Origin of the sequence: Cellulomonas sp. HD19AZ1 (genome assembly GCF_004535805.1) — a bacterium.
GTDB classification, from domain to species: Bacteria; Actinomycetota; Actinomycetes; order Actinomycetales; family Cellulomonadaceae; genus Cellulomonas; species Cellulomonas iranensis.
Genome location: NZ_SPHX01000001.1, coordinates 643313 through 656043 on the forward strand (window position 1 = coordinate 643313; position 12731 = coordinate 656043).

Sequence of the window (12731 nt, forward strand, 5' to 3'; positions counted from 1 at the left end):
CGCCGGCCGGGTGCACGCCGTGCGCCCGTGCCCGTCAGTGCTCGACCAACGAGAGGTGTTTCCCATGTCGGTCCGTCGCGTCGCCCTCCTGACCGCCGGCGGTTTCGCTCCCTGCCTGTCGTCCGCCGTCGGCGGGCTCATCGAGCGCTACACGGAGATCGCCCCCGACGTCGAGATCATCGCCTACCAGCACGGCTACCACGGCCTGCTGCTGGGCGAGAGCGTCACGATCACGCCCGAGGTCCGCGCCAAGGCCGGCGTCCTGCACCGGTTCGGCGGCTCGCCGATCGGCAACTCGCGCGTCAAGCTCACCAACGCCGCGGACTGCGTCAAGCGCGGCCTGGTCGCCGAGGGCGAGGACCCGCTGAAGGTCGCCGCCGAGCGCCTCAAGGCCGACGGCGTCGACGTGCTGCACACCATCGGCGGCGACGACACCAACACGACGGCCGCCGACCTGGCCGCGTACCTGCACGAGAACGACTACGAGCTCACGGTCGTCGGCCTGCCCAAGACGATCGACAACGACGTCGTGCCGATCCGGCAGTCGCTCGGCGCGTGGACCGCGGCCGAGGAGGCCGCCGGCTTCGCCGCGAACATCATCGGCGAGCACCGCTCGGGCCCGCGCATGCTCATCGTGCACGAGGTCATGGGCCGGCACTGCGGCTGGCTCACGGCCGCTGCGGCGTCCGAGTACCGCAAGTGGCTCGACCAGCAGGAGTGGGTCCCGGGCATCGGCCTGTCGCGCGAGCGCTGGGACGTGCACGCGGTCTTCCTGCCCGAGCTCGCGCTCGACATCGACGCCGAGGCCGCGCGCCTGCGCACGATCATGGACGAGCAGGGCAACGTCAACATCTTCCTGTCGGAGGGTGCCGGCATGCACGAGATCGTCGAGCAGCTCGAGGCCGCCGGCGAGACCGTGCAGCGCGACCCGTTCGGCCACGTCAAGCTCGACACGATCAACCCGGGCCAGTGGTTCGCGAAGCAGTTCGCGGAGAAGCTCGGCGCCGAGAAGGTCATGGTCCAGAAGTCGGGCTACTACTCGCGCGCCGCTGCCGCGAACGCCGAGGACCTGCGCCTCATCAAGTCGATGACCGACCTGGCCGTCGAGTGCGCGCTGCGCGGCGAGTCCGGCGTCATCGGCCACGACGAGGAGAACGGCGACCGCCTGCGCGCGATCGAGTTCCCGCGCATCGCCGGTGGCAAGGCGTTCGACGTCACGCAGGGCTGGTTCGGCGAGCTCCTCGCCGACATCGGCCAGCCGCTCGTGCGGGCGAACCACTGATGAGCGTCGAGCCGGACCCGCAGGTCGTCGCGGGGCTCGACGCGTGGGAGCAGCTGCCCGCGGGTCAGCAGCCGCAGTGGCCGGACGCGGCGCAGGTGCGTCGCGTCCGGGACCGGCTCGCGACCCTGCCCCCGCTCGTGTTCGCCGGCGAGGCGGACGCGCTGCGCGCGCAGCTCGCGGCCGCCCAGCGGGGCGAGGCGTTCGTGCTGCAGGGCGGTGACTGCGCCGAGACCTTCGCCGAGGCGACGGCCGACAACATCCGCAACAAGATCAAGACGATCCTCCAGATGGCGGTCGTCCTGACCTACGGCGCGAGCCTGCCGGTCGTGAAGATGGGCCGCATGGCGGGGCAGTACGCCAAGCCCCGGTCGTCGGACGTCGAGGAGCGCGACGGCGTCACGCTGCCCGCGTTCCGCGGCGACATCATCAACGGGTTCGACTTCACGCCCGAGGCGCGCACGCCGGACCCGCAGCGGCTGCTCGAGGCGTACCACACGTCCGCCTCGACGCTGAACCTCATCCGGGCGTTCACGACGGGGGGCTTCGCGTCCCTGCTGCGCGTGCACGAGTGGAACCGGGGCTTCACGGCCAACCCGGCCTACTCGCGGTACGAGGAGATCGCCGCCGAGATCGACCGCGCCATCCGCTTCATGGCAGCGTGCGGGGCCGACTTCGAGGCGCTGCGCACGGTCGACTTCTTCTCGGCCCACGAGGGGCTGCTGCTCGACTACGAGCGTCCGCTCACGCGCATCGACTCGCGCACCGGTCTGCCGTACGACTGCTCGGCGCACTTCGTGTGGATCGGCGAGCGGACGCGACAGCTCGACGCGGCGCACGTCGACTTCTTCTCACGCGTGCAGAACCCGCTGGGCGTGAAGCTCGGGCCCACGTCGACGGGTGACGACGCGATCGCGCTCATCGACAAGCTCAACCCGACGGGGGAGCCGGGACGTCTGACGTTCGTCACCCGCATGGGTGCGGGCAAGGTCCGTGACCTGCTGCCCGCGCTCGTCGAGAAGGTCGCCGCCGACGGTCGCCCCGTGACGTGGGTCTGCGACCCGATGCACGGCAACGGCATCACGTCCGCGACGGGCTACAAGACCCGTCGGTTCGGTGACGTGATGGACGAGGTCGCCGGCTTCTTCGAGGTGCACCGTGCGCTGGGCACCGTGCCGGGCGGTCTGCACGTCGAGCTCACCGGTGACGACGTGACCGAGGTGCTCGGCGGGACCGAGGAGATCGACGACGAGGGTCTGGCCCGCCGGTACGAGACGCTGGTCGACCCGCGCCTGAACCACCAGCAGTCGCTCGAGATGGCGTTCCAGGTCGTGGAGCTGCTGCGCCGCGCCTGACCTCGCCGGGGCCCCGTCACCGACCCGTTCCGCGGTCCGGTGACGGGGCCCTTGACGGTCCGCGGCGAGACGAGGTGCCTCTGCATCGGTCGGAGGCGTCGAGAGCTCGTGCGGCCCCGGGCCCCGACGCGGGCCCATGACCTGCCGTCAGACGACCGTGAGCGTGATCGTGCTCCCCTTGGGTGCGGACTGGCCGCCGTCGACGCTCTGGGCGACGACGCGGCCGATGAGCCCGCCCCAGGAGTTCTTGCGCTCCACCTTGAACCCGAGGGCTTCGAGCTGCTTCTTCGCGGTGTCGTAGTCGACCTGGACCACGTTGGGCACCTCGACGGGCGCTGGCCCCTTGGAGACCTTCACCGTCACGACGTCCCCCCGGTGCGCCGTCGCACCGGGCGCGGGGGACTGCTCGACGATCCGGCCCGCCGGGACGGAGTCGTGGAAGACCTCCTCGGCGACCTCGACCGTCAGGGCGTCGGGCGCCAGCTGCTCCTGCGCCTGCTCGACGGTGATGTTGACGACCGACGTGACCGAGACCGGGGCGGGCCCGTCCGACAGCACGAGGACCACCGTCGCGCCGCGCTCGACCTGGGCGCCCGGCTCGGCGGGCGCGCCGTCCGGCAGGGCGGCGCTGAGCACGGCGCCCTTCGGCGCGTCGTCGTCGTGCACCGCCGGGCCGTACTCGACGACGAGGTCGGCGGCCTCGAGCGCGGCCTGCGCGTCGGACTGCATGGCGCCGACCACCCCGTCCGGCACGGCGACCAGGTCTGGACCACGCGACACCGTGAAGGCCACGACGCCGTCCTTGCGGACCCGGTCGCCGGGGCCGGGGTCGGTCGAGACGACCGCGCCGGCGGGGACCTCGGGGTCGAAGGCGTCGGACCGCGCGTGCTCGAGGCCCGCGGCGTCCAGCTCGGCGACCGCGTCGTCCGCGGTCGCGCCGACGACGGGCGGCACCTGCGTGTACGCGCCGGGGCCGACCTCGAGGTACCACCAGGTGCCACCGCCGAGCAGCACGAGCAGGCCGACGACGGCGGCGAGCAGCGGCCAGCGGCGACGGCGCGCGGCCGGCGCCGCTGGGGCGGGCGCGTCGAGCACGCCGAGGCCGATGGGCAGCGCGACGGTGCGGCCGCGCTCGTGGTTGCCGACGGGCACCGCCACGGTGGCGTCGTCGGCGGCCTCGCGCTCGGGTCCGTCGGTGTCGTCCTCTCCCGGGTCGGTCGCCAGCGGCAGGGCGACGCTGGGCCGCACGTCCGCCCGGCGCTCGAGCGTGTCGTCGTCGAGCGCAGCGCGGGTGCGTCGCACGAGCTGCAGGGCGGCGCCCGCGTCGGTGGGCCGGTCCGCGGGGTCGTGCGCGGCGAGCGCCGCGACGAGCTCGTCGACCTCCGAGGGCAGCCAGGGCACGAGCGTCGACGGTGCCGGCACCTCGGAGTTGACGTGCTGGAAGGCGACCTGGATGGGCGTCTCGCCCGTGAACGGCTGCCGGCCGGCGAGCATCTCGAACAGCATGACGCCGACGGCGTACACGTCGGTGCGCGCGTCGCTCGCACCGTGCTGGACGAGCTCCGGGGCGAGGTACGCGACCGTCCCGAGCACGGTGCCCGTCGTCGTGGAGGTCACCTCGGTGACGGCGCGCGCGAGGCCGAAGTCGGCGACGCGCACGCGCTCGTCGGACGCGATGAGGACGTTCTCGGGCTTGACGTCGCGGTGCACCAGCCCGCCGCGGTGCGCGGCGGCGAGCGCGTCGAGCACGCACTCGGTGACCCGCAGCGCCTCGCCGACGGTCAGCGCGCCCTGCTCCGCGACCCGGCGACGCAGCGTCGAGCCGTCGACGTACTCCATCGTCAGGTAGCTCGTCTCGCCGTCGACGCCCTGGTCGTAGACGCCGACGATGCCCGGGTGCGTGAGGCGCGCGGCGCTGCGCGCCTCACGCCGGAACCGTGCCACGAACGCCCCGCCCGACGCGCCCTCGGCGAGGTGCGCGTGCATGACCTTCAGCGCGACCTCGCGGTCGAGGCGGCGGTCGACCGCGAGGTACACGGTCGCCATCCCGCCACGCGCGATGCGCGAGACGATCTCGTACCGCCCGTCGACCAGGCGGCCGACGAGCGGATCGGTGACGGTGGCTCCCACGCGCGGCAGTCTACGGTCGGTCGTCACCGGAAACGGGGAACCCGGGCCGGTCAGGAGTAGCGGGTCATGAGCGTCTGGACGTTCGCGACGTAGCGACGCGTGTCGGAGAACATCCCGTTGCGCTTCACCGAGCCCGAGCCCTGGTAGTACGACGCGATCGCGTGGGGCAGGTCGTCGTGCGTGCGCACGAGCGAGCGCAGGATCGCCACGCCGGCGGTCACGTTGTCGTCGGGGTCGAGCAGGTTGAGCTGGCGGCCGACGAGCTGCGACGCCCACTCGCCGGACGACGGGATGACCTGCATCGTGCCGATCGCGTTGGCGGGCGAGACGGCCGTCTGGTCGAAGCCCGACTCCTGGAACGCGATGGCCTGCGCGAGCGCGGGGTCGACGCCCATCGCGCGCGCGGTCGCGATGACCTTCGCCTGCATCGCGGAGCGCGACGGCACGCCCGCAGCGAGCAGCGCGGCCTTGTTCTCGTTGGCCGCGCCGACGACCTGCGGCGCGTACGTGCGCCCGGCGAAGGTGTTGCCGACGAGCTGCGTGCCGCTCGAGGTGGTGCTCGTGGCGGCGGCCGCCGGGGCGGTCGCGGCGCCGGGGATCGTCAGGGTCTGGCCGGCGCGGATGAACGCGCGCGAGTCGAGGCCGTTGGCGGCGACGACGGCGGCGACCGTCGTGCCGTGGCGCTTGGCGATCGCGGCGACGGTGTCGCCCGTGCGCACCGTGTAGGAGGCGCCCGTCGCGGCCGCGGGGGTCGCGGCGGGGGCCGACGCCGGCGAGGCGCCCGGGAGCGTGAGGGTCTGGCCGGCGCGGATGAACGCGCGGGAGTCGAGGCCGTTGGCGGCGACGACGGCGGCGACGGTGGTGCCGTGGCGCTGCGCGATGCTGGAGACCGTGTCGCCCGCGACGACCGTGTAGCCGGCGGCCGCGGTGCCGGGCGACGAGGCCGGGGCGGGCGCGGCGGCGGCCGATGCTCCCGGGACGGTGAGGGTCTGGCCGGCGCGGATGAACGCGCGCGAGTCGAGGCCGTTGGCGGCGACGACGGCGGCGACGGTGGTGCCGTGGCGCTGCGCGATGCTGGAGACCGTGTCCCCGTCGCGGACCGTGTACGACGTCGCCGTAGGTGCGGTCGCGGGGGCCGCCGGTGCGGTCGCGGGGCCGGCGAGACGCAGGACCTGGCCGGCGCGGATGCGGGACGGGTCGGCCAGCGCGTTGTCGGCCGCGATGCGTGCCGCCGTGGTGCCGGACCGCTTGGCGATCGCGGTGAGGGTGTCGCCCTCGCGCACGGTGTAGTCGGCGGCGTGGCCGGCGGTCCCGGTGGCGGCGAGCGCGACGGTCGCGAGCGCGAGCGTGGCGCCCGTGCCGGTCGCGGCGCGCACGACGGTGCGCGGAGTAGATGCGGACATGGCCCCCCCAGAGGCGGTCGGTCGAGCGGTGGTGAACGTGCGTCGCCCCGTCGCGACCGTGCTCGTCCGTGACGCATGGTGCTGGTGTGACAGGTGTGACGTAAGTCGACGCTAGACGACAACGCGCCCCGGCGAAACCCCGGGGGCCCGATGGCGGCCGATCTGCGCGTGACCCGTAGGCTGACCGGGTGAGTTCGACCACCGATCCCGACCAGCTCGTCGACAGCTGGCTGACCGTCCCCGACGTCGCCGAGAGGCTCGGCGTCGACCCGGGCAAGGTCCGGCGTCTGATCCAGGAGCGCAAGCTCGTGGGCGTGCGCCGCGGCACGCCGCGCGTGCTGAGCGTGCCTGCCGACTTCCTGGTCCCGGGGCACCTCGCGAACCCTGCGGCCCCGGACCGGCCCTCCGAGGACCGCCCCTGGACCGTCCTCGCCGCGCTCCAGGGCACCCTGACGGTGCTCGCCGACGACGGCTTCAGCGACGAGGACGCCGTGGTGTGGCTCTTCCGGCACGAGGAGGCGCTCGGGACGAGCCCGATCGCGGCCCTGCGTGCGGGGCGCAAGACCGAGGTGCGGCGCGTCGCGCAGGCGCTGCTCTAGCGCGACGCGGGGCCCGCCCCGGCCGTCGTCACCGTCCGGCCGCGCCGCGCCGCGGCGCCGTCAGGCGGAGCGCTCGACGGCCGCGCGGGCCAGCGCCGTGAGCGCCTCGCGTGCCGGCTCCGGCCACCCGCGGGCGTCGATCGCGGCGAACGCCCGGCCCGTCAGGTCCGCGATCAGCTGCTCGACCTCGGCCACCGCACCGGTGCCCACGAGGACCTCGGTGAGCCGCGCGACGCCCTGCTCGTCGAGCGACGGGTCGCCGACGCCGCGGGTGAGCGCGTCGACCGCGGCCCGGTCCCCGGTCGCGTCCGCGCGCGCGAGGGCCCGCGCGACGAGCACGGTGCGCTTGCCCTCGCGCAGGTCGTCCCCGGCCGGCTTGCCGGTCGTGCCGGGGTCGCCGAGCACCCCGAGCAGGTCGTCCCGCAGCTGGAACGCCTCGCCCAGGGGCAGGCCCACCTCGCGGCAGCCCGCCAGCGCCGTCTCGTCGGCTCCCGCGAGCGCCGCGCCGAGCGTGAGCGGGTGCTCGACGCTGTAGCGCGCGGACTTGGCACGCACGACGTCGCGCGCGCGCCGCTCGTCGGCGGACGGGTCGCCCCACGGCATCGCCTGCGCCAGGAGGTCGAGGTACTGACCGACGGTGACCTCGGTGCGCATGAGGTCGAAGACCTCGCGGGCGGCGCGCGCCGCCCCCGGCTCGACCGTCGCCAGGGCGGCCGCCATCTCCTCCTCGCTGGCCACGAGCGCCAGGTCGCCGAGCAGGATCGCGGCCCCGTCGCCGAAGCGGCGGGCCGCCCCGCGGTACCCCTGCGACGCGTGCCGCTCGGCGAACACGAGGTGGGCGGTCGGCAGGCCGCGGCGCGTCGACGAGTCGTCCATGACGTCGTCGTGGAAGAGCGCCGCCGCCTGGAACAGCTCGAGCGCGGCACCGGCGCGCAGGACGGCCCGCTCGGCGTCGCCGCCGGGCTGGCCGCCGTGCGCGCGCCAGGACCAGTAGCAGAAGGCGGCGCGCAGACGCTTGCCGCCCGCGAGCATGCGCTGGACCGCGTCGACCAGGGGAGCGGCGTCGGGGCTCACCGCGGACACCGTGCCGCTCAGGCGGGTCACGTGCCGTGCGAGCGCGGCGTCGACGCCGGCGCGCAGGTTCTCACGGTCCACGAGGGCGAGCGTCTCCGGGGGCACGGCACCACCCTAGGGGGCGGGCCGGGGCCTAGGGGGCAGGTCGGGCGACGGTGCCGCCGAGCGTCATGGTGCGCGTGCCGTCCCGGTCGAGGACGCCCACGACGAGCAGCTCGTCGCCGTCGGCGCGCGAGAAGGTCGCCTGGGCGGCGAGCCCCGCCTCGGGCACGGGCGGGGCCGACTCGGTGAACCCCGCCGCGACGAGCGGGCCCCGGACGGCGTCGAGCAGCGCCGCGGCGTCCTGCTCGGTGCGGAGGTTCAGGCTGATCCGCAGCAGGCCGTCGGCCGTGGGCTCCGCGGCCGAGACGAGGACCTCGGCGCCCTCGGGGACGGGCACGAGCTCGCGGGGGAAGTCGGGCGCGAGCGTGCCCACGGCGCTCGCGTGGTCCGTGTCGGTCGCGAGCAGCGTCTCGTCGGGCGACGGGGACGCGCTCGCGGTCGGGCTCGTCGACGGCGCCGGCGCCGGGGTCGGGGTGCAGGCGACGAGCCCCGCGCACAGCAGCGCGGCGAGGGCGAGGACGGGTGGGCGCTGCACGGCGCCAGGGTAGCCGGGGGCCGCGCAGGCCTGGCCCGAGCCACCCACAGCGCGCAGGCGCCGCGTGTCGCCCACAGCTCGCTCCAGGGCCGCCGCAGCGGCCCCGTGCGAGGCGCTGGGGTGGGGACATGCGAACCGACGTCCTGCGCCTCACCGAGCCGCGCGAGCTCCTCGCGCTCGTGCCCCACCTGCTCGGGTTCGAGCCCCACGCGAGCGCGGTCGTGGTGAGCCTGCGGGCCCGCGGCCGGCTCGGCGTCGTGGCGCGGGTCGACCTCGCCGACCTCGCCGACGCGCGGCACGGGCCGCAGGTCGCGCGGTCGCTCGCGACGCACCTCGACCGCGACGGTGCCCGGCGGGTCGTGCTGGTCGTGTACCGCGAGCCCGGTCCGGGGGAGGGCGACGACCCCGCCGAGCACGCGGCGGCGCACGCGGCGGAGGCCTTCGACGTGCCGTTCGGCGGCGTGGACGTCCTGGTGGTCGGCGGGGGCACCTTCCGCTGCCTCGACTGCGGGGCCACGTGCTGCCCCGACGGCGGCCACCCCCTGGGCGACCTGCGCTCGACGCGCGCCGGCGCCGAGATGGTCGTCGCGGGCTCCGTCGTCGCGGCACGGCGCTCCGACCTGGGGCGTGTCGCCGCCGCGGCCGAGCCCGCGCGCCGCGCCGCCGCGCGCGCTCGCCGTCGTCGGGCGGCGGCACGCGCGCAGGCGGCCGCGGCGGGCCCCGAGGCGCTCGCGCGGTGGCGCCTCGAGCAGGTCGTGGCCTGGCGGCGGCTCGCCGAACCAGGCGCGGCGCCGGACCTGCCGCCCGCGCTGCTCGGGCGTGTCGAGGCGGGTCTCGTCGACCGCCGCGTCCGGGACGCGGTGCTCGTCTCGCTGCTGCCGGGCACGGGTGACCTCCCCGAGCGTGCCGTCGCGCGCGACGGCGGCGACGAGGACGACGCGGTCCGTGCCGCCGTGGGACGCCTCGTCGACCCCGCGACGGGCCGCGCGCCGGACGACGCGGTCCGTGCCGCCGAGCGTGCGCTCGAGGGTGTCGTCGCCCACGGGCGTCGACGGGCGCAGGCGCCCGCGACCACGTTGCTGGCGCTCCTCGCCTGGTGGCGCGGCGACGGCGCGCGAGCGGGCGTCCTGGTCGAGCGGGCCGTCACCGACGACCCCGGCTACCGGCTGGCCCACCTGCTGCGGGGTGCGCTCGACGCGGGACTCGCGCCCGGGTGGGCGGCGCGCTGACGCCGCGCAGCCTCCCGGGCGGACGGCGTGCTGACGTCGCGCGGGGCGGCTGCGGTGCGCGCGGTCGTGGCACGTCCCGCGCTCCGGTAGCGTCACGCCCGAGGCCGCTGGGGTCCGGGAGGAGGATCGTCGATGGGGATCGTGGTCGGGTACCTGGCGACGCCGGAGGGTCGCGCCGCGCTGGACGCAGCCGTCGAGGAGGCGCGTCACCGGGACCTTCCGGTGGTGGTGGTGCTCAGCGTCCGTCCGGACGAGCCCGAGGAGCGTCGGGCGGAGACGGCCGCCGCGCTGGCTCAGGTCCGCGACGAGCTCGACGCGCTCGGTGTCCGGCACGACGTGCGCCAGCTCGAGGGCGGCGACGTCGCCGACGACCTCATCGGGACCGCGGAGGAGGTCGACGCGCAGCTCGTGGTGCTGGGCCTGCGGCGCCGCAGCCCCGTCGGCAAGCTCATCCTCGGGTCGAACGCGCAGCGGGTGCTCTTCGACGCGCCGTGCCCGGTGCTGACGGTGAAGCCCGCCGGCTGACGTCGGTCGGGCCGGTCGAGCCGGTCGGGACGCTCCGGACAGGTTCCTGCGGGCGGGAATTCGGCGAGCCGTCGCGACGTTGTGACGTAGCGACCCCTGAGGAACGTGCGCCGCGCGGCGGCGCTCGTCGTCGCGCGCGGCGATGCCCCGCGGGTCGGTACAATATCCGTCTGTCTCCCGGTTCTTCGGACTCCCCCCGGATCCGGTTGCCGCGCTGACGAAAGGTCGTTCGTGACGTCCCAGACCCCCCACCCCGCACTTCCGCGCGAGTTCCAGCACCCTGCGCTGCAGGAGTTGGTCATGCGTGGGCGGACCAACGGCAGCGTCGACACCGCCGCGGTGCGTGCGGCATGCGAGGCCGCCGGTGTCGAGGGCCCCAAGCGGCTGCGGGCCGTCGTCCGCGGGCTCGGCACGGCGGGCGTCGAGGTGGCCGACCTCGGGAACGCCGGCCGCGCGGTCGCGGCCACGAGCGCGAAGTCACGCCCCGCCGCCAAGGCGTCCCTCGGCGACGGCGCGGCGCCCGCCAAGGCGCCCCGCACCGCCACCAAGACCACCAAGGCCGCGCCCGCGAAGGCCAAGGCCGCCCCCGCCAAGGCGTCGAAGGCCACGGAGGCGCCCGACGAGGACGAGGTCGACGCGGACGTCGAGGTCGACGAGGTCGAGCTCGAGGACGTCGACGCCACGGACGTCGAGGAGACGGACGAGGCCACCGACGGCGACGAGTCGACCGACGACGACGCGGACGGCGCCAAGAAGGCCGCGTCCACCACGACCACGAAGAGCGACGAGTCGGAGGACACCGGGTTCGTCTACTCGGACGCCGACGACGACGACGCCCCGGCGCAGCAGGTCGTCACCGCGGGCGCCACGGCCGACCCGGTCAAGGACTACCTCAAGCAGATCGGCAAGGTCGCGCTGCTGAACGCCGAGCAGGAGGTCGAGCTCGCGAAGCGCATCGAGGCCGGCCTGTTCGCGGAGGAGAAGCTGTCGGAGATCCGCGACAGCATCGAGCCGAAGCTGCGCCGTGAGCTCGAGTGGATCGCGCAGGACGGCCGGCGTGCCAAGAACCACCTGCTCGAGGCCAACCTGCGTCTCGTGGTGTCCCTCGCCAAGCGCTACACGGGCCGCGGGATGCTCTTCCTGGACCTCATCCAGGAGGGCAACCTCGGTCTGATCCGCGCGGTCGAGAAGTTCGACTACACCAAGGGCTACAAGTTCTCGACGTACGCCACCTGGTGGATCCGGCAGGCGATCACGCGCGCCATGGCCGACCAGGCCCGCACCATCCGCATCCCGGTGCACATGGTGGAGGTCATCAACAAGCTCGCGCGCGTGCAGCGGCAGATGCTCCAGGACCTGGGCCGCGAGCCCACGCCCGAGGAGCTCGCCAAGGAGCTCGACATGACGCCCGAGAAGGTCGTCGAGGTCCAGAAGTACGGCCGCGAGCCGATCTCGCTGCACACCCCGCTGGGCGAGGACGGCGACAGCGAGTTCGGTGACCTCATCGAGGACTCCGAGGCCGTCGTGCCCGCCGACGCGGTGAGCTTCACGCTCCTGCAGGAGCAGCTGCACCAGGTCCTCGACACGCTCTCCGAGCGCGAGGCCGGCGTCGTGTCGATGCGGTTCGGCCTCACCGACGGCCAGCCGAAGACGCTCGACGAGATCGGCAAGGTCTACGGCGTCACGCGTGAGCGCATCCGGCAGATCGAGTCGAAGACCATGTCGAAGCTGCGGCACCCGTCGCGGTCGCAGGTTCTGCGCGACTACCTCGACTGAGCCACGGGCCCCGGCAGGGCCTGGCAGCACGGCACGACGGCCGCCGCACCCTCGGGTGCCGCGGCCGTCGTGCGTCTCGAGGACGCGTCAGCCGCCGGCGACGCCCAGCGTGAGCGTGTCGTGCGCCGTCTGCTTCGCGAAGTCGCCCGATCCCGGCTGCGCGCGCTGCAGCACCTCGTAGGTGAGGTCCAGGCGGATCGACCGGGTCGCGGGGTCCACCGCGCCGATCGAGAACGACGTCGAGTACGAGTACGGGTCGGACATGAGGTAGCCCGGCGTGATCGACGACGCGTCCTCGAACGCCGCCGGGCTCTCGAGCGCCGCACCCGAGGCGTCCAACGCGGTCGGGACCGCCCGCAGACGCTGCAGGTAGATCTCCGAGCCGCCCGGCTCGGACGCCGTCACGGACAGCGAGACCGGCTTCGTGGCACCCGCGGTCCACTGCGCCGCGGCCAGGTCGGTCCAGTAGTCCACCGCGAGCGTCGCCGCGCCGGCGGTGAGGCTGCGGCTCGTGTTGCCGCCCGCGAGGTCACCCGTCGCGACCGCTCCCGCCGACGGCGACGACGCCTCGGGCGTGGCGTCGCCCGTCGACGTGGCGTCGGACGTCGCGCTCGCCGTCCCGGACGGCGCCGCCCGCTCCCAGGGCGGGGTGCCGCACGCGACGAGCAGCACCACCGTCGTCAGCACGACCGCACCAGCGCCGGTGCGCCTGCGCATCCCTGTA

At 75.0% G+C, this 12731-nt stretch carries 11 protein-coding genes; 6 read left to right on the plus strand and 5 right to left on the minus strand.

All coding sequences use genetic code 11. From position 1 onward, the window contains the following. Window positions 1-64: 64 nt before the first annotated feature. Together E4A51_RS02945 and E4A51_RS02950 are read left to right on the plus strand one after the other, a co-directional pair. Window positions 65-1282 carry a pyrophosphate--fructose-6-phosphate 1-phosphotransferase gene (locus tag E4A51_RS02945; RefSeq protein ID WP_046528562.1) on the plus strand — a complete coding sequence of 406 codons (1218 nt, stop codon included), beginning with the start codon at window positions 65-67 and terminating at the stop codon, window positions 1280-1282. Then, on the plus strand, window positions 1282-2634 hold the full coding sequence (locus E4A51_RS02950) for a class II 3-deoxy-7-phosphoheptulonate synthase (protein ID WP_070320061.1): 1353 nt from the start codon (window positions 1282-1284) through the stop codon (window positions 2632-2634). Before E4A51_RS02945 ends, E4A51_RS02950 begins: the two co-directional genes overlap by 1 nt. A 147-nt stretch (window positions 2635-2781) precedes the next feature. Here the strand turns inward: E4A51_RS02950 and pknB are convergent, their stop codons facing one another. Continuing rightward, window positions 2782-4764, minus strand: a complete 1983-nt coding sequence (gene pknB, locus E4A51_RS02955) for a Stk1 family PASTA domain-containing Ser/Thr kinase (protein ID WP_134850810.1) — start codon at window positions 4762-4764, stop codon at window positions 2782-2784. A 50-nt stretch (window positions 4765-4814) separates the two neighbouring features. Next, window positions 4815-6167, minus strand: coding sequence for a LysM peptidoglycan-binding domain-containing protein (locus E4A51_RS02960; protein WP_134850811.1), 1353 nt, complete (start codon window positions 6165-6167; stop codon window positions 4815-4817). Between the two features lie 188 nt (window positions 6168-6355). On the opposite strand from E4A51_RS02960, the gene E4A51_RS02965 reads away from it, so the two are divergent. Then, window positions 6356-6766: an Rv2175c family DNA-binding protein gene (locus tag E4A51_RS02965; RefSeq protein WP_046528559.1), complete on the plus strand. Its 411-nt coding sequence runs from the start codon at window positions 6356-6358 to the stop codon at window positions 6764-6766. Between the two features lie 60 nt (window positions 6767-6826). Here E4A51_RS02965 and E4A51_RS02970 read toward each other — a convergent pair whose 3' ends face one another. Then, window positions 6827-7945, minus strand: a complete 1119-nt coding sequence (locus tag E4A51_RS02970) for a polyprenyl synthetase family protein (RefSeq protein ID WP_070320064.1) — start codon at window positions 7943-7945, stop codon at window positions 6827-6829. Between the two features lie 28 nt (window positions 7946-7973). After that, window positions 7974-8477: a hypothetical protein gene (locus E4A51_RS02975; RefSeq protein WP_206119937.1), complete on the minus strand. Its 504-nt coding sequence runs from the start codon at window positions 8475-8477 to the stop codon at window positions 7974-7976. A 128-nt stretch (window positions 8478-8605) separates the two neighbouring features. On the opposite strand from E4A51_RS02975, the gene E4A51_RS02980 reads away from it, so the two are divergent. From E4A51_RS02980 to E4A51_RS02990, 3 genes are all read left to right on the plus strand, one after another. After that, complete coding sequence (locus E4A51_RS02980; protein WP_134850812.1) at window positions 8606-9706, plus strand: DUF4192 domain-containing protein; 1101 nt, start codon at window positions 8606-8608, stop codon at window positions 9704-9706. A gap of 132 nt (window positions 9707-9838) precedes the next feature. Then, entirely contained in the window at window positions 9839-10231 is a 393-nt protein-coding gene (locus E4A51_RS02985; protein WP_046528556.1) for a universal stress protein, read from the plus strand. A gap of 231 nt (window positions 10232-10462) precedes the next feature. Then, window positions 10463-12007: an RNA polymerase sigma factor gene (locus tag E4A51_RS02990; RefSeq protein WP_070319820.1), complete on the plus strand. Its 1545-nt coding sequence runs from the start codon at window positions 10463-10465 to the stop codon at window positions 12005-12007. Between the two features lie 87 nt (window positions 12008-12094). Here E4A51_RS02990 and E4A51_RS02995 read toward each other — a convergent pair whose 3' ends face one another. After that, window positions 12095-12694 carry a hypothetical protein gene (locus tag E4A51_RS02995; protein WP_134850813.1) on the minus strand — a complete coding sequence of 200 codons (600 nt, stop codon included), beginning with the start codon at window positions 12692-12694 and terminating at the stop codon, window positions 12095-12097. Window positions 12695-12731 lie beyond the last annotated feature (37 nt).